The following is a 25,762-nucleotide window of genomic DNA, read 5'->3' on the forward strand; positions in this document are numbered from 1 at the left end:
TCATCATGAGCTGCTCTTGGAGTTCTGGATGGGCCGCGTCACGGTTGGGGTATGACCACCAAGGCGATGACCCCGGAAGACATCTCACGGTTGTTCGTGGAGCGCGCCAACGCCGGCGACGCGGCCGGCCTGGCCGAGCTCTACGAGCCCGACGCGGTGCTGGCCTATCCGCCGGGCTCGGTGACCGTCGGCCGCGACGCGATCCGGGCCGTGTGCGAGCAGATGCTCCAGCGTGTGCCCCGCTTCGAGGTCGAGGAGTCGCTGCCCACGATCCACCACGGCGACCTGGCCCTCACCTCGACCCGCCCGTCGGACAACACCGGCGGCCGGGTCCAGATCGTGCGGCGCCAGCCCGACGGCAGCTGGCTGCGGGTGATCGACAGGCCGGAAACCCGTTAGGGACTTTGCCGAATCACCGTCGGGCGCACGACCGTCGCTCCCGTCGGACACCGGTCGGGCCTTGGCGGCCCTCCCTGCCATCGCCGTCGTCCCAAGAGCCCGCGGCCTGCCGGCCGCGAAAAGCCTTGATCATCCGCCCGGTCGCCAGTAGCCTCCGCCGACGTGCAGAGGAAGCGGCTCATCGAAACGGTCGTGCTGGCCGGGCCGGCTTGAGACGACCCCGGCCCTGTGCTTTGTCGTCGAGGCCGAGGGCCACGAGACCCTGAGGTCGACCGTCGAGGGCCTCGGCCGCGGGCCCCTGCCACGGACCTAGGAACAGCGCCTAGGCGCGGACGCGGAGCATCTTCGGGTCGTAGAGCGGCTCTGACCGTACGACTCCCGGAATCCAGCGGTCGAAGACGCTCACCTCCACCGGGGCGCCGACGGGGACCTCCGACGGGAGGTACGCATACGCGATCGAGGCGCCGACCCGGTAGCCGAAACCGCCCGACGTCACCCGGCCGCAGGGGGTGCCGTCGACCCGGACCGGTTCGCTGCCCAGGCAGACCGTGCCCGGGTCGTCCAGGACCAGGCAGCGCAGGACCCGCGGTGGCTCGCCGGCCGAGCGCAGGGTCTCCAGCGCCTCGCGGCCCAGGAACGGCTTTTCCATGTGGATGAAGGAGCCCAGGCCGGCGGCGAACGGATCGGTGTCCGTGGTGAGGTCGGAGCCCCAGACCCGGTAGCCCTTCTCCAGCCGCATCGAGTCGATCGCCCGGTACCCCGCCGGACGCATGCCGAACGGGCGGCCGGCCTCGGTCAGCGTGTCCCACAGGGTCAGCACGTATTCCGTCGGCGCGTACAGCTCCCAGCCCAGCTCGCCGACGAACGTGACCCGCTGCGCCAACACGGGGACGGCGCCGATCGTCAGGCGCGCGGCGCGCATGAAGCGGAAGTCCTCATTGGACAGCGAGGTGTCGGTGAGCGGCTGGAGGATGTCGCGGGCCGCCGGGCCCCACAGGCACAGGCAGCCGTGGGCGCCGGTCACGTCGTCGACGAGGACGTCCGCCGACCACTCGGCGGCGTGCTTGCGGATCCAGTCGGCGTCGCGGACCCCGCTCGCCGTGCTCGTGACGATCCGGAAGTGCTGCTCGCCGAGGCGGGTGACGGTCAGGTCGGCCTCGATGCCGCCGCGGGCGTTGAGCAGCTGCGTGTACGTCATCGCACCGACCGGCCGGTCGACGTCGTTCGCGCACAGCCGGCCGAGCAGAGCGGCGGCACCGGGGCCGCGGATGTCCAGCTTCGCGAACGACGACTGGTCGAACAGGCCCGCCGCCTCCGTGGTCGCGGCGACCTCACCGGCGATCGCCGGGGACCAGAAGCGGCCGGCCCAGCCCTTGGGCCGCTGCGCCTGCGGGGTCAGCCCGGCGTTGGCGCCGAACCAGTTGACCCGCTCCCAGCCGGCCTTCTCGCCCAGGGCCGCGTTGAGCTCGGCGAGCCGGGGCCAGACCGCCGAGCGGCGCAGCGGGCGGCCGGCGGTCCACTCCTGCCCGGGGTAGACGACGTCGTAGTACCGGGCGTAGCCGTCCAGCGCCTTGGTGCTCGCCCAGCGGCGGCTCGCCGCGTGCGCGCCGAAGCGCCGGACGTCCATCGTGGACACGTCGTACTCCGGGCTGCCGTCGACGATCCACTCGGCCATCACCTTGCCGACCCCGCCGGCGGCGGCGAGGCCGTGCACGCAGAACCCGGCCGCGACCCAGAACCCGGCGACCGCGGTCTCGCCGAGCAGGAACTCGCCGTCGGGGGTGAACGCCTCCGGGCCGTGCACGACCCGGGCGATCTCCAGGTCCCGCAGCGCGGGCACGCGGTGCCGGGCGTTGGCCCACGACTCGGCGAACTTCGCCATGTCCGGCTCGAAGAGCGTCCGCCGCTCGTCGAGCGGTGCGCCGGACTGGGGCCACCACAGCGAGGGGTCGCGGACGTACCCGCCGACGAGCAGCCCGGTCTCGTCGCCGCCGCGGAAGTACACGATGCGGTCGGGGTCCCGGACGGTCGGCACGTCCATCGTGGGCATCCCGAGGGAGGACGAGACCACGTACTGGTGCTTGATCGGGACGATCGGCAGTTCGACCCCGGAGAGCCGCCCGACCGCACCCGCCGCGGCGCCGGCCGCGTTCACCACGACCTCGGCGGTCACCCGGCCCTGCGTGGTGTCGACGCCGCGGACCCGGCCCTGCTCGACGACGATCCCGGTGACGCGGGTGCCGGTGACGATGCGGACGCCGAGGGAGACCGCGCCCTCGGCGAGCGCGGTGGCGAGCCGGGCCGGCTCGAGCCAGCCGTCGCCGGGCAGCCAGCCGGCCAACCGTACGTCGGCGACGTTGAGCAGCGGCAGCCGGTCGACCGTCTCGGCCGGGCCGAGCAGTTCCATCGACAGCCCGTACGTGGTCGCGGAGCTCGCCTGCCGGCGCAGCTCCTCGACGCGCTCCGGGGTCGTGGCCAGCCGCAGCCCGCCGACACCGCGCCAGCCCGGGTCGAGGCCGGTCTGCGAGCGCAGTTCGGCGTAGAGGCCGGACGAATACATGATCATGCGGGTCTGGCTGATCGTCGAGCGGAGCTGCCCGACGAAGCCGGCCGAGTGCCACGTCGTGCCCTCGGTGAGCTCGTGCTGCTCGACGAGCACCACGTCGGTCCAGCCCAGCCGGGCAAGGTGGTAGGCGATGCTGCAGCCGGCGACGCCGCCGCCGATGACGACCGCGCGCGCCGTCGTGGGAAGCATCGCATGATTGTGACGCCGGAAACGTCGCCGCAAAAGGTCTGAAGCAGTGCCACTTCATTCCGGCGAACCGCTCTTGACGGGCGGCAGACAGCGGCGTTAACTGTGCCCACCATGATGCAGATCACATCGATCCGGGCGACTTAAAGGCACGGATTCGGCGGTGATCGCAGCGAGGGGGCCGGGGCAATGACTGCGGTGCCGTCGATCGGGGACCTGCTGGAGCGGGTGCCGTCGTGGGTGGGCCGCGCGGTCGAGTGGCGGCGCCTCGACGGCGGTCTGTCGCACCACATCTTCCGGGTCGAGGCCGACGGCCAGCCGTATGTGCTGCGGGTCCTGGAGCCAGCCGTGTCCGCGGCAGGCCTGGGCATCCCGCCGGAGCAGGAGATCGCCAACACGCTCCTGGCGGCCGGGAGCGTCGGCGCGCGGGTCTACGCGGTCCTCGAGGACGTGCCGGCGCTCGTGCTGGAGTTCCTGCCCGGACGGACGCTCAGCGCCGCCGAGGTGCGCCGTCCCGAGGTCGTCCCGGCCCTGGCCGAGGCGTGCCGGCGCCTGCATGCCGGGCCCGCGTTCGGCAACACGTTCGACATCTTCGCCAAGCGGGCCGAACTGCTCGACGTCTGCGCGCGGCACGACCTGCCGCTGCCGGACGGATACCTCGACCGTTCGTCCACAGTGGACGAGCTTCGGGCCGCGCTCAGCGTCGCGCCGCTGCCCGCCGTGCCGTGTCACAACGACCTGCTCGCCGAGAACTTCATCGCCACCAGCGACGGTGTGCGCATCATCGACTACCAGCTGTCCGGCAACAACGATCCCGCGTTCGAGCTCGGCGACATCGCCGCGGAGGCCGACTACGACCCGGATCTGGTCGAGCGGCTCGCCGACGCGTACTTCGGCGCGGACCGCACGCCCGCACTGCTCGCCCGGGTGCGGTTGTTCCAGATCGCGTCCAACGTCACCTGGGCGCTTTGGTTCACCGTCCACCATGGACTGTTGCGGGCGGGGGACTTCGACTATCAAGCGGAGGCGGCCGACAAGTGGGGCCAGGCGCGGCGCGCCCTGGACGATCCCGGCCTCGGTGACCTCCTCGACACGGTGACCGGAAGGAAAACCACCACCCCCAAGCACTGAGGAGGTGCCCATGTCGGCATCGCCGACCCAGGCCGACCCGCCGATCGACGACGACGAGAAGCGGCTCGCCGAACTGGGCTACAAGCAGGAGCTCCGGCGCAAGTGGAGCGGGTTCTCCAACTTCGCCATCTCGTTCTCCATCATCTCGATTCTCGCGGGCTGCTTCACCACGTTCGGCCAGGCCTGGATGAACGGCGGGCCCGTCGCCATCTCGTGGGGCTGGCCGCTCATCTCGATCTTCATCCTGATCATCGGCTTCTGCATGTCCGAGCTCGTCTCGGCGTATCCGACGGCCGGCGGCATCTACTGGTGGGCCGCGAAGATGGGCAAGCCGGTCCACGGCTGGTTCACCGGCTGGCTCAACCTCGTCGGCCTGGTCGCGGTCACCGCCTCGGTCGACTACGGTTGCGCGACCTTCCTCAGCCTGGTGCTCGACGCCTACAGCTCCTGGGACAGCACCAACCTGAAGCTGACCTTCCTGCTGTTCGTCATCATTCTCGCGGCGCACGTGGCCATCAACATCTTCGGCCACAGCATCATCGACGTGCTCCAGAACGTCTCGGTGTGGTGGCACGTCGTCGGTGCGGCCGCGGTCGTGCTGATCCTGGTGTTCGTTCCGGAGAAGCACCAGAGCCTCGAGTTCGTCTTCACCGAGCGGTTCAACAACTCCGGGTACTCCGACGCCACCTACTGGTTCCTCGTGCTGCCGTTCGGGTTCCTGCTCACGCAGTACACCATCACGGGTTTCGACGCCTGTGCCCACGTCTCGGAGGAGACCAAGGGCGCGTCGACGGCCGCGGCCAAGGGGCTGTGGCAGTCCATCTTCTACTCGGCGATCGGCGGCTGGATCCTGCTGCTGGCGTTCCTCTTCGCCGCGACCGACGTCGAGGCGATCACCAAGGCCAACGGGGCCTCGGGCGCCATCTTCGAGACCGCGCTGAGCGCCGGCTTCTTCAAGGCGGTCATCCTCATCTCCACGATCGGGCAGTTCTTCTGCGGCATGAGCTGCGTGACGAGCATGTCCCGGATGGCGTACGCCTTCAGCCGCGACCGCGCGGTGCCGGGCTGGCAGCTGTGGTCCAAGGTGGACCGCAACGGCACGCCGGTCAACGCCATCGTCGGCGCCGCGATCGCCGGTCTGGTCCTGACCCTGCCGGCCCTCTACACCAGCCCGACCGGCGCGCCGACCGCGTTCTACGCCGTCGTCTCCGTGGCGGTCATCGGCCTCTACCTCGCGTTCCTCATCCCCATCTACCTGCGGCTGCGGATGGGTGACCGGTTCGTGCCCGGGCCGTGGACGCTGGGCCGCAAGTACAAGGTGCTCGGCTGGATCGCCGTCATCGAGATCGCCGTGGTCTCGATCTACTTCATCATGCCCTTCACGCCGACCGCGATCCCCGGCAACGAGGGCTTCACGTGGACCGCGGTGAACTACGCGCCGATCGCCATCCTTGTTGTCATCGGCGGCGCCGCCCTCTGGTGGGTGACCTCGGCGCGGCACTGGTTCAAGGGCCCGATCCGGACGATCGACGAGGCCCTGGCGGAGGACACGGCCAAGGCCGCGGATTAGGGAATGATAGATGGTCCGGGCCGGGATCCGGCCCGGACCATCAGCTGGGGAGGACGGATGCCGGTGGTTGCGGAGCCCCTCTCGGGCGTGCCGATGTGGCGGCCGGTGCGGGGCGGGAACGCGTTCGAGATCACCGTCGCCCGGCTCGCCCAGGCGATCCGCCTCGGGCTGGTGCCGGTGGGTGAGCGCCTGCCGCCGGAGCGGGAGCTGGCCGAGCGGCTCCAGGTGAGCCGCGTGACGCTGCGGGAGGCGATCGCCGCGCTGCGGGAGGCCGGGTTCCTGGAGTCGCGGCGGGGCCGGTCGGGCGGCACGTTTGTGGTGCGGTCGGCCGGGGACGCCACGCCGTCCCACGACCGGGACGCCGCTGAACTTGCCCGCGAGATGGGCGATGCGCTCCACGACGCCCTCGACTTCCGGCGGGTCCTGGAGCCCGGTGCGGCGGCGCTCGCCGCGACGCGCGCCCTGTCGGCGGCCGACCGGGCGCACCTGGTCGCCTGTCTCGCCGCGGCGCGCACCCGCGACCCGCTGACCCGCCGGGTCAACGACTCCCGGCTGCACCTCGCGATCGCGTCGGCGAGCGGCTCGACGTCGGTCGCCGCGTCGATCGCCGACGTGCAGCTGCGCCTGGACCGGCTGCTGGCCGCGATCCCGGTCCTGCGGCGCAACCTCGACCACTCCGACGCGCAGCACGAGCGGGTCGTCGAGGCGATCCTGGCCGGTGACCCGGCGGTGGCCAGGGCCGAGATGGAAGAGCACTGCGACGCCACCGCGGCGTTGTTGCGCGGCCTGCTGGGTTGAGTTTATGGTTTGTTACTAGACCTTTAGGGGTGGCCGATGTTGACCGTCGAGCAGCTGCGCGTCGCCGTCGACGAGGGTGGGATCGACACCGTCGTCGTGGCGATCACCGACATGCAGGGACGGCTGCAGGGCAAACGGTTCCACGCGTGCCACTTCCTCGACGAGGTCGTCGCACACGGCACCGAGGGCTGCAATTACCTGCTCGCCGTCGACGTCGAGATGAACACCGTCGACGGTTACGAGATGTCCTCCTGGGCGCGCGGTTACGGCGACTTCGCGATGATCCCCGACTTCACGACGCTGCGGCGCATCCCGTGGCAGCCGGGCACCGCGCTGGTCCTGGCCGACCTGCGCTGGCTCGACGGCGAGGCGCCGGTCGCCGCCTCGCCCCGGCAGATCCTCCAGGCGCAGCTCGCCCGGCTGGCCGAGGCCGGGTACACGGCCTATACCGGCACCGAGCTCGAGTTTGTCGTCTACCGCAACACCTACGAGGACGCCTACCGGCGCGGGTATCGCGACCTGACACCCGCCAACGTCTTCAACGCCGACTACTCGCTGCTCCAGACTGCGCGCATCGAGCCGCTGCTGCGGCGGATCCGCAACGACATGGCGGGTGCCGGCCTGGTGCCGGAGAGCGCGAAGGGCGAGTGCAACCTGGGCCAGCACGAGATCGCGTTCCGATACGACGAGGCGCTGCGCAACGCCGACGGCCACACGCTCTACAAGAACGGGGCGAAGGAGATCGCCGCCCTGGAGGGCGTGTCCATCACGTTCATGGCCAAGCCGAACGCGCGGGAGGGCAACTCCTGCCACGTCCACTTCTCGCTGCGCGGCGCCGACGGCCCGGTCGGTGACGAGGTCTTCCACCACGCGATGGCCGGGCTGCTCGCCACGATGCGCGAGTTCACGCTCTTCTACGCCCCGAACATCAACTCCTACAAGCGGTACCAGTCCGGTTCGTTCGCGCCGACCGCGGTGCGCTGGGGCGACGACAACCGCACCTGCTCGCTGCGGGTCGTCGGCCACGGCGCGGCACGCCGGGTGGAGAACCGGGTGCCCGGGGCAGACGTCAACCCGTATCTCGCGATCGCCGCGATGACCGCCGGCGCCCTCCACGGCATCCGCAACGAGCTGCCGCTCGAGGACATCTGCACCGGCAACGCCTACGAGGACGCCACCGCGCCGCGCGTGCCGTCGACCCTGCGCGATGCGCTGGACCTGTGGGAGTCGAGCGACCTGGCCAAGGAGGCGTTCGGCGCCGACGTGGTGGCGCACTACGCCAACAACGCCCGCGTCGAGCTGGCGGCGTTCGAGGCGGCGGTGACGGACTGGGAGTTGATGCGCGGCTTCGAGCGCCTGTGACACCGCCAGCGCGTTGATCTTGCGGTTGTGGTGGCGACAAAAGAGTAGGAATGGCAGGGGAGCACATGCATGACGTCATCTCGCCGGTGACCGAGGAAGTGGTCGCCACGGTGCCGTCGGCCACGGTCGAGGACACCGACGCGGCCGTAGCCCGGGCGCACCGGGCGTTCGAGACCTGGCGGGCCGTGTCGCCCGGCGACCGCGCGCGGCTGCTGCGCCGCTTCGCGGCCGTCGTCGACCAGCACAACGAGGAGCTCGCCCAGCTGGAGGTCCGCAACTCCGGCCACACCATCGGCAACGCCCGCTGGGAGGCCGGCAACGTCCGTGACGTCCTCGACTATTCCGCGGGCGCTCCGGAGCGGCTCAGCGGCCGGCAGATCCCCGTCGCGGGCGGCATCGACGTCACCTTCTACGAGCCGCTCGGCGTCGTCGGCATCATCGTCCCCTGGAACTTCCCGATGCCGATCGCCGGCTGGGGCTTCGCGCCCGCGCTCGCGGCCGGCAACACCGTCGTGCTCAAGCCCGCCGAGCTCACCCCGCTGACCGCCATCCGCCTCGGCGAGCTGGCCCTGGAGGCCGGCCTGCCGGAAGGGGTTCTGACGGTCGTGCCCGGCAAGGGATCCGTCGTGGGTGAGCGCTTCGTCACCCATCCGCTGGTCCGCAAGGTGTGCTTCACCGGGTCGACCGAGGTCGGCAAGCGCATCATGGCCGGCTGCGCCGACCAGGTGAAGCGGGTGACGCTGGAGCTGGGCGGCAAGAGCGCCAACATCGTGTTCGCCGACGCCGACCTCGCCCGGGCCGCCGCGGCCGCGCCCGGCGCGGTCTTCGACAACGCCGGCCAGGACTGCTGCGCCCGCTCCCGCCTGCTGGTCCAGGCGAGCGCCTACGACGAGTTCATGGGCCTGCTGGAGCAGTCGGTGAAGGCGTTCCGCTGCGAGGATCCGGCGCTGGAGAGCGCGCAGATGGGGCCGCTCATCTCCGCCGGGCAGCGCGCCTCGGTCGCATCCTATGTGGACGACGACGCCGTGCTGTTCCGCGGCACCGCGCCCGGCGGCGCCGGCTACTGGATGCCGCCGACCGTCCTGGGTGCGCGGTCCACGGAGGACCGGCACTGGCGGGAGGAGATCTTCGGGCCGGTGCTGTCCGTGCTGCGCTTCGACGACGAGGCCGACGCGATCCGGATGGCCAACGACACCGAATACGGGCTGTCGGGCTCGATCTGGACCCGCGACCTGGGCCGCGGCATCCGCGTCGCCCGCGGCGTCGAGTCGGGCACCCTCAGCGTCAACTCCAACTCCTCGGTGCGCTACTGGACCCCCTTCGGCGGGGTCAAGCAGAGCGGCCTGGGTCGCGAGCTCGGCCCGGACGCGGTCGCCGCGTTCTGCGAGGTCAAGAACGTCTACTTCAGCACGGAGGCATAGGTGCAGGCACGTCTGCAGGACCGCGTCGCGGTCATCACCGGCGCCGGCAGCGGCATCGGGCTCGCCACCGCCCGCCGGTTCGCGTCGGAGGGCGCGAAGGTCGTCGCGGTCGATATCGACGCCGACGCCGGCAGGGCGGCCGCCGAGGAGGTCGGCGGCGAGTTCGTCGCCGCCGACGTGGCCGACGAGGAGGCCGTGAAGGCGCTGTTCGACGGCGTCGTGGAGCGCCACGGCCGGCTCGACGTCGCGTTCAACAACGCCGGCATCTCCCCGCCCGACGACGACTCCATCCTGGAGACCGGTGTCGAGGCGTGGGAACGCGTGCTCAAGGTCAACACCACGAGCGTGTACTACTGCTGCAAGTACGCCATCCCGCACATGCTGGCGCAAGGCAAGGGCTCGATCATCAACACGGCCAGCTTCGTGGCCCTGATGGGCGCGGCGACGTCGCAGATCGCCTACACCGCCAGCAAGGGCGCCGTGCTGTCGATGACCCGTGAGCTCGGTGTCCAGTTCGCCCGTCAGGGCATCCGGGTCAACGCGCTGTGCCCCGGCCCGATCGCCACCCCGCTGCTGCTGGAGCTGTTCGCCAAGGACGCGGAGCGCGCGGCCCGCCGGCTGGTGCACGTGCCGATGGGGCGCTTCGGCACGCCCGAGGAGATCGCCGGTGCCGTGGCGTTCCTCGCCAGCGACGACGCCTCGTTCATCACCGCCTCGACCTTCCTCGTCGACGGCGGCATCACCGGCGCCTACGTGACCCCGCTGTGAGGCCGCTGATCGGGATCACGGCCTATGCCGAGCCGGCGCGATGGGGCGTCTGGGACACCCGGGCGGTGTTGATTCCCGAGTCGTACGTGCGGATGGTGCGCGAAGCCGGCGCCCGCCCGGTGGTCCTGCCGCCCGACGCCGGTGACGACGCCGCCGAGCTGGTCCGCCGGCTCGACGGGCTGGTCCTGGCCGGCGGCGCCGACATCACGCCGGAGCGCTACGGCGCCGAGGCGCACCCGACGACGACGACCCGCCCCGACCGCGACGCCGGCGAGCTGGCCGTCCTGCACGCCGCGCTCGACGCCGACCTGCCGCTGCTCGGCGTCTGCCGCGGCATGGAACTGCTGGCGGTCGCCTACGGCGGGACGCTGCACCAGCACCTGCCGGACCTGCTGGGCAACGCCCGGCACCAGCCGGCCCCGGGCGTCTACGGTGCCCACCCGGCCCGCTTCGCGCCCGGCTCCAGGGCGGAGGCCGTCTTCGGCCCGGCGGCACAGGTGAACTCGTACCACCACCAGGCGGTCGACACGCCCGGCACGCTGACGGTCACCGGCTGGGCCGACGACGACGTGGTCGAGGCCGTCGAGGATCCCGCACGCCGGTTTGTGCTCGGCGTCCAGTGGCACCCCGAGGAGGCGAGTGATGTGCGCCCCTTCGTGGCGCTCGTCACCGCGGTCTGAGTTGGTTGGGAGGATGCGGATCGGGTTCGGGCTGCCGGCTGGGCGGAGGTCGAGTTCGTCGCCATGGGCATCCTCCACAACCTTGCCCCGGTGGGACTAAGTTGAGGGTATGGCGCGACCGGTCATCGGGCTCACGACCTATGCCGAGGAGACCCGATTCGGGCTCAACGACACGTTCTCCGCGGTGCTGCCGCTGTCGTACGTCCACGCGGTGCACTCCTCCGGCGGCCGCGCGGTCCTGGTGACCCCGGACGATCCCGACGTCGACGTGCTCGACGGCCTCGACGGGATCGTGTTCACCGGCGGCTCCGACGTGAACCCGGACCTGTTCGGCGAGCCGCCCCACCCGACCACCAAGGTGAAGCCCGAGCGCGACGCCGCAGAGCTGCTGCTGATGCGCGCGGCCCTCGACGCCGACCTGCCCCTCTTCGGCATCTGCCGCGGCATGCAGCTGATGTGCGTGGCCTACGGCGGGCGGCTCCACCAGCACCTTCCCGACGTGCTGGGCCACCACAACCACCGGCCGGTGAGCGGCCCGAAGTTCGGCGAGCATCCGGTCCGCCTCGCGCCGGGGTCGAAAGCGGCAGCGGTGCTCGGTGCGGCCGTCGAGGTCAACTCCTTCCACCACCAGGGCATCGCCGACCCGGGCAAGCTGACGCCCACCGGCTGGTGCCCGGAGGACGACCTCATCGAGGTGGTCGAGGATCCGGCCAAGACGTTCACGATCGGCGTGCAGTGGCACCCGGAGGACACGACCGACTTCCGGTTGTTCGTGGCCTTCATCGAGGCCGCACGCACCTATCGACACAACGTAGCCCTACGGCCATAACTTCGGTCCTGGTCGTGCAGTGCGGACGGTTGCCGAGGCCGGGTGGCACGACGCCACGGCGATCGAGGCGCGGCGGCAGCGGCAGACCTGGAACCGCGCGCATCGGCTGACCGGCACGTCGGGGTTCACGCGGGACGGCAGGCGCGGGGAGCTGCGCATCAGCGCGCTACGGCCGGCTCATCCCTTACCGGGCGGTTCAACCGGGTGGCGGGCACAGGAGGTACCACATCCGGCTCTTGATCTTTGTCAGGATGCGGCCTCGTCCGAGGTGCGGTGCTCGATACGCAGGTCAGGCGTGGTCTCGCGGTATTTCTCGCGGTCGTCGGAGTCGCGCAGGAGGGCCTCAGCCTGCGCCTTCGGGTCGTCGCTGCCCGCCGCCAGCTCCTCTGGCAGGAGGGCGGCCCGGTCGTGCACTCGCTCGTCGTCGATCATGCCGACCGGGTTACCCAGACCGCGCCCCGTTGATGCGCGTTAGGCTTTTCGGCATGACCGTCCGCGCACCACTCGCCCCTGGCACGCAGACTCCCTGGCGCCAGGTCCCCGGCAACATCGCGCGCCCCGAATACGTCGGCAAGCGCGCACCCAAGAAGCATCGCGGATCCGACGTGCAGTCGCCGGAGATCATCGAGAGGATGCGCGTCGCCTCCCGCCTCGCCGCCCAGGCGACCGAGCTGGCCGGCGAGCACGCCAAGCCGGGCGTCACCACGGACGAGATCGACCGCGTCGTGCACGAGTTCCTGTGCGACCACGGGGCCTACCCGTCGACGCTGGGCTACAAGGGCTTCCCGAAGTCGTGCTGCACCTCGCTCAACGAGGTCATCTGCCACGGCATCCCGGACTCGACGGTGATCCAGGACGGCGACATCCTCAACGTCGACGTGACCGCCTTCATCGGCGGGGTCCACGGCGACACCAACCAGACGTTCTGCGTCGGTGACGTCTCCGAGGAGGCCCGCCTGCTCGTCGAGCGCACCCGTGAGGCGATGATGCGCGGCATCCGCGCCGTTGCGCCCGGGCGTCCGCTCAACGCCATCGGCCGGGTCATCGAGGCGTATGCGAAGCGGTTCCAGTACGGCGTCGTGCGCGACTTCACCGGCCACGGCATCAACGAGGTGTTCCACACCGGGCTCTACGTGCCGCACTACGACAACCCGCGGCTCACGACGATCATGGAGCCGGGCATGACGTTCACCATCGAGCCGATGATCACGCTCGGCACGCACGAATACGACATCTGGAAAGACGGCTGGACCGTGGTCACCAAGGACCGCAAGTGGACGGCGCAGTTCGAGCACACCATCGTCGTGACCGAGGACGGCTACGAGATCCTGACCCTGCCGTGAGTGGTGCGGAGCGGAGCCATGGGCTCAGGCTGGGCTCGTGCTGCCGGAGCGAGGCGGAGACGGCGTGAGCCATCCGGCGGCGGACGACGCCCACCACCACGCCGACGTCTCGGGCGGCTGGCTGCGCGCGGCCGTCTTCGGCGCCATGGACGGGCTCGTCACCAACATCGCGTTGATCGCCGGTGTCGGCGGCGGCGGGATCGCGCCGCGGGAGATCGTGATCACGGGCACGGCCGGCCTGGTCGCCGGGGCGATCTCGATGGGGCTGGGCGAGTTCACCAGCGTGCGTGCGCAGAACGAGCAGCTGGCGGCGGAGGTCGCCAAGGAGCGGATCGAGCTGGCCCGCTTCCCGGAGGCCGAGGCGGCCGAACTGGCCCGCATCTGGGAGGCGCGGGGAGTGCCCGCCGGCCTGGCGCTGGAGGTGGCGTCGATCCTCGGCCGCAATCCGGACGAAGCGGTCAGAGTCCACGCCCAGGAGGAGCTGGGCATGGACCCGAACGATTCGCCCAGTCCGTGGACGGCGGCGATCTCGTCGTTCGTGTGCTTCTCGATCGGGGCGCTGGTCCCCCTGTTGCCGTACCTGCTGGGGGCGTCCTCGTTGACGCTCCCCCTGGCGGCAGGCGGGGCCGGGTTGTTCGTGGCCGGTGCGCTCGTGGCCCGTTTCACCCGGCGGTCGTGGTGGTGGGCAGGGCTCCGGCAGCTGCTGCTCGGTGCGGCGGCGGCCGGGGCGACGTATCTCATCGGGCGGCTCTTCGTGGCCTGACCCGTCTCGGGGAACCGGGTGGTCTCCCCGAGACGGCAGGGCTCACGAGACGGGTGATGAACGACGCGGCTGCATCGTCGGACCGGCCCACGCGGTGCGGCGCATGTCGGGCTCCTCTCGTTCGGACGCTCGTGGCGTGATGTAACGATCGTCGCGGAGCGGACAGGCCCGTGGGGGGTCGCGCCGTAGCTGTGGCACGGTTTCGGGAGAGTCAGGGTTTCCTGAGTCAGAGCTTCCCCGGGAACGGCACGGACACCGGCGTGACCCCGGCGGCCTGGCGGAACGCAACAGCCCGGGCGGCGCAGTCCACGAGGGCGTCCAGCGACAGTTTCCGCACCTCACCGGCGGTGGCCGGCAATGCGAGCCGCCATTGCGCGCCGGTCCGCTCCTCGATCAGCACCGCCAGTTTCAGCGCCGACGCGCGGTCGGTGATCGGGAACGGCAGCGTGTAGGCCGGCGCGGCGGGCGGCGGCGTGACCCCGGCGCCGGCGAGCCGGACGATCAGTGCGTCGCGGCGGGTCCGGTGCGCGGCCTCGGCGGTGCGGGCCAGGTTGACGGCGCCGCCGTCGAACTTCGGGCCGGCCATCCCGTAACCGTAGATGGCGGCGTGCTCGGCCTGCAGCGTGGCGACGAGCCGCTCGTCGGCCGGGGTCATGTGAGGACCTCGATGTGACCGGCGCGGCAGGCGGCGATCGAGCCGAGCAGCGCCGCACGATACGACGGGGCGGACAGGCAGGCGTTCTCGGCGTCCTCGCGGCCCCGCTTCTCCAGGTTGACCAGTTCCGTGAGCGCCGCGCCCTGCTCGGCCGGCAGCGCCGACGCACTCGGCGCCGCGCTGCCCTGGGGGAACGGCCCGGACTCGTTGAGCCCGATCTCCCGGGCGAGCGCGATGACGTGCTGGTCGTGGTCGTCCTTCAGCAACCCGAGCCGGTCCTGCAGGCCCGGGAACGCGGAGAGCGCCTCGCCGTAGCGGTCCCGCAGGGCGACCGTGCCCTGGAGCAGGGGCAGCAGGGCATCGGGGGCCGGGTGCCACTCCGTGGTCTGCCGCGCGGTGATGTCGCATCCCGCGGCAAGGGCCGTCATGAGCGCGGCGCCGCCGGCGAGGACGGTTCTGCGTGGGATGGACACGCGCAATAGTCAACACCATCCTGGCCCCTTCCGGTGCACCAGACTCACCGACCCCGCCCACCGACCGGCCGGGTTTGGAGCGCCGCTGGGACGCCCCGCGGCACATCGCGTTACGCTCATGGCTGAGCCGCCCGCGCGCACTGACGCTGGCGGCGTGACGGCGTGTGCCCGTGAACCGGGCCTTATAGGGAGGTGTCGACCGTGGCTCAGCATCGTCAGCGCCTGCTTGCGGTGGTCGAGCCCGTGGTCACCGCCACCGGCTACGACCTCGAGGACCTGTCGGTCAGCCGGGTCGGCCGCCGGCACCTGCTGCGGATCGCCGTCGACAGCGACAACGGGGTGGACCTCGACGCGGTCGCCGACCTGTCGCGTGCGATCTCGGCCGCCCTCGACAAGGCGGAGGCGGACGGCGACGAGCTGATCGCGGGGGAGTATGAGCTGGAGGTCGGTTCGCCCGGTGTCGATCGGCTGCTGACCGAGCCGCGGCACTGGCGGCGCAACCGGACCCGGCTCGTGAAAGTCCAGGTGGACGGCCAAGAGGTGACCGGACGGGTGGTCGTCGCGGACGACAACGGCGTCACGCTGGACGTCAACGGCACGGCACAGCCCGTTGCCTATGGTGCTCTCGGGCCGGGGCGGGTGCAGGTGGAGCTCAAGCGCCTCGCCGAGCTGCCGGAGCTACCCGACGTTGATGAGGATGAGGAAGAGGAGGACGGGGAGTGAACATCGACCTTGCGGCCCTCCGCGCGCTGGAGCGCGAACGGGAGATCCCGTTCGAGACCATCCTCGCGGCGATCGAGACGGCCCTGCTGACGGCCTACCGGCACACCGAGGGTGCCAACCCGCACGCCCGGGTCGAGATCGACCGGCGCACGGGCGCGGCTTCGGTGCTGGCTCAGGACCTCGACGACGACGGCACGATCGTCCGCGAGTATGACGACACCCCGCACGACTTCGGGCGGATCGCCGCGATGACCGCCAAGCAGGTCATCCTGCAGCGGCTGCGCGAGGCGACCGACGAGGCGCACTTCGGGGAGTACGTCGGCCGGGACGGTGACCTGGTGACAGGTGTCATCCAGGCGCACGAGGCGCGGACCGAGAAGGGCATCGTCACCATCGACCTCGGCAAGATCGAGGGCATGCTGCCGGCCGCCGAGCAGGTCCCCGGCGAGCGCTACGAGCACGGTCAGCGGATCAAGGCCATCGTCGTCCACGTGGCAAAAGGCTTCCGTGGCCCCCAGGTCACCCTGTCCCGGTCCCACCCCAACCTGGTGAAGCGCCTGTTCGCACTGGAGGTGCCGGAGATCGCCGACGGCACGGTCGAGATCGCGGCCATCGCCCGGGAGGCCGGGCACCGGACCAAGATCGCGGTCCGTTCGACGGTGCCGGGGGTGAACGCCAAGGGTGCCTGCATCGGGCCGATGGGCCAGCGGGTCCGGGCGGTCATGAGCGAGCTGCACGGTGAGAAGATCGACATTATCGACTGGTCCGAGGACCCTGCGCAGTTTGTCGGAAACGCCCTTTCTCCCGCAAAAGCGCTCAACGTCGAGGTAGTTGATGCGGCGAACCGGGCGGCCCGGGTGACCGTCCCCGACTTCCAGCTTTCCCTGGCCATCGGCCGTGAGGGCCAGAACGCGCGGCTCGCGGCGCGGCTCACCGGATGGCGGATCGACATCCGACCGGACAACGCGCCGGATGGCAACGTCGATCACGTCACCGGACCGGGCGCGGCGCGAGCCGAAAGTGCAGGGTAGACTTCTTGGCGGTACGTCGCACGCCCCCGGCTGGCATGCCCGTGATTCCGGCTGCGCCGGTTCGCACCTGTGTGGGTTGTCGGAAGCGTGCGTCATCCTCCGAGTTGCTGCGTGTTGTCGCGATCGAGTCCGGCCCTGACCAGTTCAAGGCTGTCCCCGATCCGGCCCGCAGACGGCCGGGTCGGGGAGCGCACCTGCATCCTGATCCGGCTTGCCTCGCGCTAGCGGAGCGTCGGCGCGCCTTCGGGCGTGCTCTGCGCGTGACCGGGGTCCTCGACACCGGTTCGCTGGCCGAAGCTGTCGCCGCGGCGGCGCCGTCCTCGAAGGCGGCCTCCGGCGGGGTGACGGTGACGGAGCCGGAGCAATCGCGGTGATCGGAACCGCCGATGGTGGGAGCGCGACGCTCTCACCCGGACACGCAAGGTAGGACGACGGACATGAGCACACGATGAAGTCCCTGAGATGACCAGGCTTCAAGTGCACGAGTGAGGTCGGCGCGGACTTTGCCGCCCGGCCTCGAGATGAGGAGTGCAGTGGCAGGCAAGGCCCGCGTACACGAGCTGGCGAAAGAGCTCGGGGTCGAAAGCAAGACCGTGCTCGCGAAGCTGCAGGAGCTTGGCGAGTACGTGAAGTCCGCATCAAGCACGGTCGAGGCGCCTGTGGCGCGCCGGCTGCGTGCGAGCTTCGAGTCCGGAGGTGCCGCCCCGGCACCGTCCGCCCCTCCTGCGCCGGCAACACCGGCCCCCTCGGCCGCGCCCGTTCCGACGGCACCGCGTCCGACGCCGGTCAGCCCGGCAGCCAAGCCATTTGCGCCGCCGAAGCGGCCGCAGCCCCCGACGGGCGGCGGTCAGGGCGGCGGACGAGGCCCCGTTCCCGGACCGCCGCGCCCGACTCCGCCGGCGGTCAAGCCCACAAGCGCACACGACATCGAGGTGGCCGCAGCCGAGCAGCGCGCCGCCGCGTTGAAGGCTGAGCAGGAAGCGGCGATGAAGGCCGCCCAGCAGGCCCGTCAGCGTGAGAACACCCGGCGTGACGCGCCGCCGTCCGGCGGTGGCGCCCCGACACCGGGTCCCCGTCCGGGCCCGGTGCCCACGCCGCCCGGTGCCGCGCCGACCCCGGGCGCTCCGCGTCCCGGCCAAGGCCCGCGCCCTGGTGGCAATCGCCCGCCGGCCCGGTCGCCGGGCAACAACCCGTTCGGTGTCTCCGGTGGCGCGACCCCGCGTCCCCCGACACCGGGCAACATCCCGCGGCCCAACCCGTCCTCGATGCCGCCGCGGCCCAACCCCGCCTCGATGGGCGGCCCCCGGCCGAACCCGTCGCAGATGCCGAGCCAGCGCCCGGGTCGCCCCGGTGGCCCCGGTGGTGACCGTCCCGGTCGTCCCGGCGGCGGTGGCGGCGGTTTCCGCGGCGGTCCCGGCGGCGGTGCCGGTCGTCCCGGCGGTCCCGGTGGGGGCGGCGGCGGTGGCGGTTTCCGTGGCGGTCCCGGTGGGGGCGGCGGCGGTGGCGGTTTCCGTGGCGGTCCCGGTGGCGGTGGCGGCGGTGGCGGTTTCCGTGGCGGTCCCGGTGGTGGCGGCGGTGCTCCCGCGGGTGCGGGCGGTGCCGGTCGTCCCGGTGGTGGCGCCGGTGGTCGTGGCCGTGGCGGCGGTGCCGCGGGTGCCTTCGGGCGTCCGGGCGGTCGTCCGACCCGTGGCCGCAAGTCGAAGAAGCAGCGCAGACAAGAGTTCGACAACCTGTCCGCGCCCACCATGGGCTCGGGCGCCCCGCGGGGTCAGGGTCAGACGATCCGCCTCCCGCAGGGTGCGTCGCTGTCGGACTTCGCCGACCGGATCAACGCCAACCCGGGCTCGCTCGTCCAGGAGATGTTCAACCTGGGCGAGATGGTGACGGCCACCCAGTCGTGCACCAACGAGACGCTGCTGCTGCTCGGTGAGCACCTCGGCTTCGACGTGCAGATCGTCAGCCCCGAGGACGAGGACCGCGAGCTGCTGGCCCGCTTCGACATCGACCTCGACGCCGACGTCGACGAGGAGCGCCTCGTCACCCGGCCGCCGGTCGTGACCGTCATGGGTCACGTCGACCACGGTAAGACGAAGCTGCTGGACGCGATCCGGCAGACCAACGTCGCCGCGGGCGAGGCGGGTGGCATCACCCAGCACATCGGTGCCTACCAGGTGCACGTCGAGCACGAGAGCGAAGACCGCGCGATCACGTTCATCGACACCCCGGGTCACGAGGCGTTCACCGCCATGCGTGCTCGTGGTGCGCAGGCCACGGACATCGTGGTCCTGGTGGTCGCGGCCGACGACGGCGTCATGCCCCAGACGATCGAGGCGTTGAACCACGCCCAGGCGGCCGAGGTGCCGATCGTGGTCGCGGTCAACAAGATCGACAAGCCCGAGGCCAACCCGGGCAAGGTGCGCCAGGAATTGACGCAGTATGGGCTGGTCGCCGAGGAGTACGGCGGCGAGACCATGTTCGTCGACATCTCCGCGAAGAGCCGTATCAACATCGAGGGGCTTCTCGAGGCGGTGCTGCTGACCGCGGACGCCGCCCTCGACCTGCGGGCGCCCATCGACGGCCCGGCCCAGGGCATCGCGATCGAGTCGCACCTCGACCGCGGTCGTGGTCCGGTCGCGACGGTGCTCGTCGAGAAGGGCACGCTCAACGTCGGTGACTCGATCGTCGCCGGCCGGGCGTATGGTCGCGTCCGCGCGATGCTCGACGAGAACGGCAAGCCCGTCCCGCACGCCGGTCCGGCCCGTCCGGTCCTGGTGCTCGGTCTGACCTCGGTGCCCGGCGCCGGCGACACGTTCCTCGCCGCCGACGACGACCGCACCGCACGGCAGATCGCCGAGCAGCGGCAGGCCCGCCGCCGCGCGGCCGAGATGGCCTCGCGCACCGGCCGGGTCACCCTCGAGACGCTCTTCGAGCAGCTCAAGGAGGGCGAGAAGACCACGCTCAACCTGATCCTCAAGGGTGACGGTTCGGGTTCGGTCGAGGCGCTCGAGGACGCCCTGGTCAAGATCGTGGTGTCGGACGAGGTCCAGCTGCGCATCATCCACCGGGGTGTCGGTGCCGTCACCCAGGACGACGTCAACCTGGCCAGCGCGTCGGACGCGATCATCATCGGGTTCAACGTGCGGGCCGAGGGTCGCACCCGGGAGCAGGCCGACCGCGAGGGCGTGGAGATCCGGTACTACACCGTCATCTACCAGGCCATCGAGGAGATCGAGACCGCGCTCAAGGGCATGCTCAAGCCGATCTACGAGGAGGTCGAGCTCGGCTCGGCGGAGATCCGCGAGGTCTTCCGCTCGTCGCGCTTCGGCAACATCGCCGGCTGCATCGTCCGCACCGGTCTCATCCGGCGCAACAGCAAGGCGCGCCTCATGCGCGACGGCGCCGTCGTGTCGGACAACCTGTCGATCGCCGGTCTGCGGCGGTTCAAGGACGACGCGACCGAGGTCCGCGAAGGGTTCGAGTGCGGTATCACGCTCGGCAACTACAACGACATTCAGGTCGGCGACGTCATCGAGACGTGGGAGCTGCGCGAGAAGGCGCGTAGCTGATCACCTCGAGGTGCTCGGAGGGGCCGCGGGTCATCCCGCGGCCCCTTTCGCATGCGCGGCCTTTGGCACGCCGGGACGGTCGACTCGGCGATGTGACAGGCGTAACGTCGGCCGGGTCATGAGTCTTTCGTGGTGGTCGATCGAGGTGTGCGACGGGACATACCCGGCGCGTCAATGGCGTGACGCCTACGCGGCCGCGCTCACCGAGGCCGCCGTCACGCACGGCGCCCGCGACTGGGCGTGGCGGTTCGAGTCGTTCGGCGTCGTGCTCGAGATCGGCTTCGCCGAGGAGGACGACTGGCAGCGCTTCCGGCATCTGCCCGCGGTCGTGGCGGCGCTGGACGCGGTCGACCCGACGACGCTTTACGTCTACCCCGGCCGTGGCGGTAGCGCCGGCGCAGGCCACCCGCGGCGCCGCGGTCCGTTGCCCGCGGCGGGCGCCGCCCCGCTGCCGGAGGAGCCGGAGCCTGTTCTGGTGGCTCGGCCTCCGCTGCTGGTCTCCTGAGCCCGCTCGCGGCCCTTCGCGCGGAATACATGGAGGCGGTTCATCCGTGCGCCGGATAAGATGCTGCGCCGTGTATACCGGAACCGCGATCTTTGACCTTCTCCTTCCCGGTGACTCCCGCTCCCTGAAGGCCAAGCGGTCGTATGTGCGGCCCCTGGTGGCCTACCTGCGCAAGTTCGAGGTGTCCGTCGCCGAGGTGGGGGCCCTTGACCTGCACGGACGGGCCGAGATCGGGGTCGCCGTCGTCGCGGCCGAGGCCGGGCACGTGCGTGAGGTGCTGGACAGTTGCGAGCGGGCGGTCGCGGGCCGGCCCGAGGTGGAGTTGCTCTCCGTGCGCCGTCGGCTGCACGGTGACGACGACGAGTAATCCTGCGCTCCGAACGCGGCCCTGTGGGTGGGTCGCGGGTACTGTCAGAGCGTTGGTCAGATCTTCAGATCCGGGGGCGGTCGCGACCGACCGGCGGATCGTTTGGCTGCGGAGGTGTTCGAGATGACGGATCCGGCGAAGGTGCGGCGGCACGCGGAGCGTGTGCGGGAACTTGTCGCATCGGTGGTGCGGACGCAGATCAAGGACCCCCGGCTGGGCATGATCACGATCACCGACGCGCGGATCACGGCTGATCTGCGTGAAGCGACGGTGTTCTACACGGTGCTCGGTGACGCGGCAGCACAGGCCGGCACCGCGGCCGCTCTGGAGAGTGCCAAGGGCCTGCTGCGCTCGACCGTGGGGAAGGCGCTCGGGCTGCGGCACTCGCCCAGTCTGACGTTCGTGCACGACGACGTGTCCGACCACGCCAAGCACATCGACGAGCTGCTGGCCAGCGCCCGCAGTGCCGACGCGGAGGTGCAGCGGCTCGCCGCGGGCGCCCGATACGCGGGTGACCCCCAGCCGTACAAGCTGGAGGACGACCAGGACGACCTGGAGGCCGACGGCGTCGACGGCGAGGTGGTCGTCGGCCAGGACCGGCGGTGACCGGGCTCGCGCCCGGCACCTCGCCGGGCGCGGGCACCGGCCTGTCCCCGGTCGAGGTGGCCGAAGTGCCGGCCGGCGCGATGAAATCCGGCGTTGTGAAATCCGGCACGGTGAAAGCCGTCACGGGTGACGGTGGCCGCGTGGGGCCGGGTGACGGACCCTCCGACACGGGCGACGGGGCCCTCGGGATGGTCCGGGTGGGTGTCGAAGCCGTGTCGGTCGAGGTCGCGCCCGGTGGGACGGCAGCGGCTGGTGCACCCACGCGGGAACGGCCCGCACGTGAGGAGTGGGACGCCGCGGTGCGGGCGCTGCGGAGCCTCCCGACGGGTGCCAGTGTCCTGCTGGCCTGCCACGTCAACCCCGACGGGGACGCGCTCGGCAGCATGCTCGGTGTCGGGCTCGGGCTGCGGCACATCGCCGGCGAGCTCGGCATCTCGCGGCTGGAGGCGACGTTCCCCGGTCCGCTGGAGCTGCCGCCGCCGTTCGACCGGTTGCCCGGAGTCGAGCTGCTGGTGCCGGCCGGAGCGGCCGACCCGGCGCCCGACGCGATGATCGTCTTCGACGTGGCGAGCATCGAGCGGCTCGGAGAGCTCGCCGAGCGGTTGCGCACGACGCCGGTCGGGATCGTGGTCGACCACCATGCGTCCAACCCCGGCTTCGGCGGCATCAACCTGGTCGATCCCGGCGCCGCCGCCACGTCGATGCTGGCCGAGGGGTTGTTGCGCCGGCTGGCCGCACCACTCGATGCGCAGGTCGCCGAATGCCTCTATGTCGCCCTGGCCACCGACACCGGGTCGTTCAAGTTCGCCTCGACCACGCCCGCCGTGCACGAGTTCGCGGCGCGGCTCATCGCGACCGGGATCGCCGTGGGGGACGTGTCGCGGCGGCTGTTCGACACGCGACCGCTGGGCGCCGTGCGGCTGTTCGGTGTCGCGCAGGCGCGCACGGTGCTCGAGCAGGACTGTGCCGATGGGCTCGGGCTCGCCTGGACGTATGTGACGCTCGACGACCTCGCCGAGCACGGTCAACCACCCGCGGCGGTCGAGGCGCTGATCGACGCCGTGCGGTGCGTGGAAGAGGCCGACGTCGCGTGTGTGGTCAAGCCGGTGCGGCCGGACGAGTGGTTGGTCTCCCTGCGCAGCAAGGGCGGCGTGGACGTGAGTCGCGTGGCCGTCGACCTCGGCGGGGGAGGGCACCGGTTCGCGGCGGGGTTCGGCGCCCGCGGCAGCGTCGCCGGCATCATCGCGTCGATCCGCGACCGCCTGCGGGCGTCAGGGTGAACTCCGGGCCAATATCCGGGCGATTACCGCTGGCCGGGCGGCAGTTGGTGCGGCGACAATCGATAAATGGACCGACCCGAGCTGGTAGCGGAGGTCGACCGGGCCTGGGCCCGCCCGGTTGTGCTCACACCCGTGTTCGCCCTGATCTCACTGGTGGGTGGGGCGTTGCCGTCCTTCTCGCTCCGCGCCAACCTGCTCGTGCTGGGCGCCGGCGGTGCGCTGTTCTGGCTCGGCATGTCGACGGCCGTGCCGAGACGCCCGACGCCGGTCCGGCTTCCCCGTTCGGCGGCCTGGTGGCTGGTGCCACTGCTGCTCTTCGCGGTCGTCGAAGGCGTCACGTTCCTGATCGGTTCCCAGGCCTATCCCACGCTCTCCAGACTCGCTGATCCCGTGCTGGAGCACTATTTCGCCCGTGCCGCCGCATACTTCGGCTGGCTGTGGGCCTTCTGGGCGATGGTCCGCCGATGACCGCGGGACAGGTGCTCATCGCCGCGGCGTTCGCGGTCGCGCTGGGGCTGTTCGGCGTGGTGGAGTTCTTCGCCCGCCGCGAGGGGTCGAAGGTGCCGACGCTCGGCGAGGTGTGCGGGGTCGTCATGCGATACCGGGTCGGCCCGCTGCCGGTGGGCCGGATCGCGATGTTCGGCTTCTGGTGGTGGCTCGGCTGGCACTTCCTGGCGCGCTGAACAGCCCGCTGGGGTTGGCTGCTCCGTGCCGGAGCGGAGCGCCGCGCGGAGGGCGTGGCCGGGTGCCACTTCCGTGTTGACCTCGGGATTTGATGTTCCAAATAGCGGGATAGCGTCGCACATCGTGGACCTGAACGATAACTTAGTCGCTATGCGCAACGTACGAATTCTTCGCTGCCCGCCCCGGGGCGACCGCTTCTGACAGCGGATCCCGGTGGCGGGGTGAACGGCCCATGCAGCAGCCGCCGGAAGCGAGGACCACGTGCGCACCACATCACATGTCAGGCCGACACCACCCGCGTCGGTCTCCTTCGCGTGCGTTCGCGTGGGTGCCGGTGACCCCGGCGCATCCGTCGACACACGGCCCGTCAACTCTGTGCCGCGAGGCTCCGCGCCCCGCACGCAGCGCACCAAGGAGACCACGATCATGCCTGAGCAGCCCAAACCGCAGCCGAAACCCCAGGAGTCGACCCCCGACACCCGCGAGCGCGCCCGCGCGGCCGTGCAGATGTCGATGGATCGCCGGGGCTGACACCGGCCGTATGCGACACAATCTCCGGGAAGCCCGGACGCCCATCGCGACGTCAGGGCTTCCCGGAGATTGTGCCGACCGGGGTTGGTAAGTAGCCAAACCGGGCCGCTGTCCTTACTCTGGGGCGGTGACCGTGACCGCGACCAACCCCGCCACGATGAGGAGGGTCGTCGCCCTCGCCGTCCCCGCGCTCGTGGTGCTCGCCGCCGAGCCGCTCTACGTGCTGGTGGACACGGCGGTGGTCGGCCATCTCGGCCGCACGCAGCTGGCCGCCCTCGCCATCGGCGGCTCGGTGATGTCGCTCGCCGTCTGGCTCGGCACCGTCCTCGCCTACGGCACCACCGGCCGCGCCGCCCGCAGGTTCGGCGCCGGTCAGCGCACCGCCGCCGTCGAGGAGGGTGTGCAGGCCTCCTGGCTGGCGCTCGCCGGCGGGGTGACCATCCTGCTCGTGCTCGAGCTGATCGCGGGCCCGCTGGCCAGGGCCCTCGCCGGCGGTGCGGGCCCGGTCGCCGACAACGCCGAGACCTGGCTGCGTGTCGCGGCACTCGGCGCGCCCGGGCTGATGCTCGGCACGGCCGGCAACGGCTGGATGCGCGGCGTCCAGGACACCCGCCGTCCGCTCTACTACGTGCTCGGCGCCAACGCCCTGTCCGCGGTCCTCTGCCCGATCCTCGTGTACCCGGCCGGGCTCGGCCTCGTCGGCTCGGCGGTCGCCAACGTCACCGCGCAGACGCTCGTCGGCCTGATGTTCGTGCGCGCCCTGGTCACCGAGAAGGTGCCGCTGGCACCCCGGTCCGCCGTCATCGGCCGCCAACTGGTGCTCGGCCGTGACCTGCTGCTGCGCGGCGCCGCGTTTCAGGCCTGCTTCCTGTCCGCGTCGGCGGTTGTCGCCCGCTTCGGCGAGGCCGCGCTCGCCGCGCACCAGATCGCCATTCAGCTGTTCTTCTTCACCGCCATGGCGCTCGACGCCGTCGCCATCGCGGCGCAGTCCCTGGTCGGCGCGGCGCTCGGCGGCGAGCGGGTCGCCGAGGCCAAGCACCTGGCCCGCCGGATCAGCTTCGCCGGACTGGTCTCGGGGATCGGGTTCGCGGTGCTCGTGGCCGCGGCCCTCCTCGCCGTCCGCCCGTGGTTCGGTGCCGATGAGGAGGTGTACGACCAGGCGAGGCTCGCCTGGTGGTTCTTCGTCGCCATGATGCCCGCGGCCGGCGTGGTCTTCGCGCTCGACGGGGTGTTCCTCGGCGCGGGCGACGTCCGGTACCTCCGCAATCTCACGCTGATCTCCGCCCTGGGCGGCTTCCTGCCCGGCATCTGGCTGGCCTACCTGCTGGATTACGGCCTCCGCGGCGTCTGGGCCGCGTTGACGTTGTTCATCGTGCTCCGGCTGGCCGGTCTGCTGCTCCGGCTGTCCGGCGACGCCTGGGCGGTGGCCGGGGCGGACCGTGGATGACCGGTCGACCAGGGCACAGCCGCCCGGTCCGGTGCGGTCACTAGGCTTTCGCCTGTGGTGGACAAGGCAGTGGCGAAG

At 71.3% G+C, this 25,762-nt stretch carries 25 protein-coding genes and 1 pseudogene; 22 read left to right on the forward strand and 4 right to left on the reverse strand.

Annotated features, from left to right (window positions below):
• The first annotated feature begins 66 nt into the window (after positions 1 to 66).
• Positions 67 to 399, forward strand: a complete 333-nt coding sequence (locus tag Dfulv_RS07970) for a YybH family protein (protein WP_259867532.1) — start codon at positions 67 to 69, stop codon at positions 397 to 399.
• Positions 400 to 721: 322 nt separating this feature from the next.
• Here the strand turns inward: Dfulv_RS07970 and Dfulv_RS07975 are convergent, their stop codons facing one another.
• A complete protein-coding gene (locus tag Dfulv_RS07975) occupies positions 722 to 3,154 on the reverse strand; it encodes a GcvT family protein (RefSeq protein ID WP_259861998.1) in 2,433 nt (810 codons plus the stop codon).
• Positions 3,155 to 3,340: 186 nt separating this feature from the next.
• Here Dfulv_RS07975 and Dfulv_RS07980 point away from each other — a divergent pair, with 186 nt between their 5' ends.
• The 8 genes from Dfulv_RS07980 to Dfulv_RS08015 all read left to right on the forward strand — a co-directional run bounded on the left by Dfulv_RS07980 (position 3,341) and on the right by Dfulv_RS08015 (position 11,710).
• Entirely contained in the window at positions 3,341 to 4,282 is a 942-nt protein-coding gene (locus Dfulv_RS07980; protein ID WP_259861999.1) for a choline kinase family protein, read from the forward strand.
• A 10-nt stretch (positions 4,283 to 4,292) separates the two neighbouring features.
• Entirely contained in the window at positions 4,293 to 5,852 is a 1,560-nt protein-coding gene (locus Dfulv_RS07985) for an amino acid permease (RefSeq protein ID WP_259862000.1), read from the forward strand.
• 57 nt (positions 5,853 to 5,909) lie between these two features.
• Complete coding sequence (locus Dfulv_RS07990) at positions 5,910 to 6,650, forward strand: FadR/GntR family transcriptional regulator (RefSeq protein WP_259862001.1); 741 nt, start codon at positions 5,910 to 5,912, stop codon at positions 6,648 to 6,650.
• A 36-nt stretch (positions 6,651 to 6,686) separates the two neighbouring features.
• A complete protein-coding gene (locus tag Dfulv_RS07995) occupies positions 6,687 to 8,012 on the forward strand; it encodes a glutamine synthetase family protein (protein WP_259862002.1) in 1,326 nt (441 codons plus the stop codon).
• Positions 8,013 to 8,077: 65 nt separating this feature from the next.
• The gene (locus tag Dfulv_RS08000) at positions 8,078 to 9,433 is read left to right on the forward strand and encodes an aldehyde dehydrogenase family protein (protein WP_259862003.1); all 1,356 of its coding nucleotides are present in this window, start codon (positions 8,078 to 8,080) and stop codon (positions 9,431 to 9,433) included.
• Positions 9,434 to 10,201: a 3-oxoacyl-ACP reductase gene (locus Dfulv_RS08005; RefSeq protein WP_259862004.1), complete on the forward strand. Its 768-nt coding sequence runs from the start codon at positions 9,434 to 9,436 to the stop codon at positions 10,199 to 10,201.
• Positions 10,198 to 10,881, forward strand: coding sequence for a gamma-glutamyl-gamma-aminobutyrate hydrolase family protein (locus Dfulv_RS08010; protein ID WP_259862005.1), 684 nt, complete (start codon positions 10,198 to 10,200; stop codon positions 10,879 to 10,881). The genes Dfulv_RS08005 and Dfulv_RS08010 overlap by 4 nt, the downstream gene beginning before the upstream one ends.
• Positions 10,882 to 10,990: 109 nt before the next feature.
• The gene (locus Dfulv_RS08015) at positions 10,991 to 11,710 is read left to right on the forward strand and encodes a gamma-glutamyl-gamma-aminobutyrate hydrolase family protein (protein WP_259862006.1); all 720 of its coding nucleotides are present in this window, start codon (positions 10,991 to 10,993) and stop codon (positions 11,708 to 11,710) included.
• Positions 11,711 to 11,956: 246 nt separating this feature from the next.
• Here the strand turns inward: Dfulv_RS08015 and Dfulv_RS08020 are convergent, their stop codons facing one another.
• Positions 11,957 to 12,142 carry a hypothetical protein gene (locus tag Dfulv_RS08020; protein WP_259862007.1) on the reverse strand — a complete coding sequence of 62 codons (186 nt, stop codon included), beginning with the start codon at positions 12,140 to 12,142 and terminating at the stop codon, positions 11,957 to 11,959.
• 53 nt (positions 12,143 to 12,195) lie between these two features.
• Between Dfulv_RS08020 and map the strand changes: the two genes are divergently transcribed.
• Together map and Dfulv_RS08030 are read left to right on the forward strand one after the other, a co-directional pair.
• Complete coding sequence (map, locus tag Dfulv_RS08025; RefSeq protein ID WP_259862008.1) at positions 12,196 to 13,053, forward strand: type I methionyl aminopeptidase; 858 nt, start codon at positions 12,196 to 12,198, stop codon at positions 13,051 to 13,053.
• Positions 13,054 to 13,198: 145 nt separating this feature from the next.
• Positions 13,199 to 13,816, forward strand: a complete 618-nt coding sequence (locus tag Dfulv_RS08030) for a VIT1/CCC1 transporter family protein (RefSeq protein ID WP_259867534.1) — start codon at positions 13,199 to 13,201, stop codon at positions 13,814 to 13,816.
• A 226-nt stretch (positions 13,817 to 14,042) separates the two neighbouring features.
• Here Dfulv_RS08030 and Dfulv_RS08035 read toward each other — a convergent pair whose 3' ends face one another.
• Positions 14,043 to 14,471, reverse strand: coding sequence for a ferritin-like domain-containing protein (locus Dfulv_RS08035; protein ID WP_259862009.1), 429 nt, complete (start codon positions 14,469 to 14,471; stop codon positions 14,043 to 14,045).
• Positions 14,468 to 14,944, reverse strand: coding sequence for a hypothetical protein (locus Dfulv_RS08040; RefSeq protein WP_259862010.1), 477 nt, complete (start codon positions 14,942 to 14,944; stop codon positions 14,468 to 14,470). The genes Dfulv_RS08035 and Dfulv_RS08040 overlap by 4 nt, the downstream gene beginning before the upstream one ends.
• Before the next feature lie 201 nt (positions 14,945 to 15,145).
• Between Dfulv_RS08040 and rimP the strand changes: the two genes are divergently transcribed.
• The 11 genes and pseudogenes from rimP (at position 15,146) to Dfulv_RS08095 (ending at position 25,684) form a co-directional block, all read left to right on the forward strand.
• On the forward strand, positions 15,146 to 15,667 hold the full coding sequence (rimP, locus tag Dfulv_RS08045; protein ID WP_259862011.1) for a ribosome maturation factor RimP: 522 nt from the start codon (positions 15,146 to 15,148) through the stop codon (positions 15,665 to 15,667).
• Complete coding sequence (nusA, locus tag Dfulv_RS08050) at positions 15,664 to 16,698, forward strand: transcription termination factor NusA (RefSeq protein WP_259862012.1); 1,035 nt, start codon at positions 15,664 to 15,666, stop codon at positions 16,696 to 16,698. The genes rimP and nusA overlap by 4 nt, the downstream gene beginning before the upstream one ends.
• 35 nt (positions 16,699 to 16,733) lie before the next feature.
• Positions 16,734 to 16,904 (forward strand): annotated as a pseudogene (locus tag Dfulv_RS48760) (YlxR family protein); the annotation flags it as partial.
• Between the two features lie 327 nt (positions 16,905 to 17,231).
• Positions 17,232 to 20,264 (forward strand): translation initiation factor IF-2, encoded by a 3,033-nt coding sequence (gene infB / locus Dfulv_RS08060; RefSeq protein WP_259862013.1) that lies wholly within the window; start codon positions 17,232 to 17,234, stop codon positions 20,262 to 20,264.
• A gap of 118 nt (positions 20,265 to 20,382) precedes the next feature.
• Positions 20,383 to 20,769: a hypothetical protein gene (locus tag Dfulv_RS08065; protein WP_259862014.1), complete on the forward strand. Its 387-nt coding sequence runs from the start codon at positions 20,383 to 20,385 to the stop codon at positions 20,767 to 20,769.
• A gap of 70 nt (positions 20,770 to 20,839) precedes the next feature.
• Entirely contained in the window at positions 20,840 to 21,136 is a 297-nt protein-coding gene (locus tag Dfulv_RS08070) for a DUF503 domain-containing protein (protein WP_259862015.1), read from the forward strand.
• A gap of 123 nt (positions 21,137 to 21,259) precedes the next feature.
• A complete protein-coding gene (gene rbfA / locus Dfulv_RS08075) occupies positions 21,260 to 21,742 on the forward strand; it encodes a 30S ribosome-binding factor RbfA (RefSeq protein ID WP_259862016.1) in 483 nt (160 codons plus the stop codon).
• A 188-nt stretch (positions 21,743 to 21,930) separates the two neighbouring features.
• Entirely contained in the window at positions 21,931 to 23,022 is a 1,092-nt protein-coding gene (locus Dfulv_RS08080; RefSeq protein WP_406568004.1) for a DHH family phosphoesterase, read from the forward strand.
• A 66-nt stretch (positions 23,023 to 23,088) separates the two neighbouring features.
• Positions 23,089 to 23,490 (forward strand): hypothetical protein, encoded by a 402-nt coding sequence (locus tag Dfulv_RS08085; protein WP_259862018.1) that lies wholly within the window; start codon positions 23,089 to 23,091, stop codon positions 23,488 to 23,490.
• Positions 23,487 to 23,705 carry a DUF6186 family protein gene (locus Dfulv_RS08090; RefSeq protein WP_259862019.1) on the forward strand — a complete coding sequence of 73 codons (219 nt, stop codon included), beginning with the start codon at positions 23,487 to 23,489 and terminating at the stop codon, positions 23,703 to 23,705. The genes Dfulv_RS08085 and Dfulv_RS08090 overlap by 4 nt, the downstream gene beginning before the upstream one ends.
• Positions 23,706 to 24,394: 689 nt before the next feature.
• Positions 24,395 to 25,684, forward strand: a complete 1,290-nt coding sequence (locus Dfulv_RS08095; protein ID WP_259867536.1) for an MATE family efflux transporter — start codon at positions 24,395 to 24,397, stop codon at positions 25,682 to 25,684.
• Positions 25,685 to 25,762 lie beyond the last annotated feature (78 nt).

Origin of the sequence: Dactylosporangium fulvum, from assembly GCF_025137375.1 — a bacterium.
GTDB lineage: Bacteria > Actinomycetota > Actinomycetes > Mycobacteriales > Micromonosporaceae > Dactylosporangium > Dactylosporangium fulvum.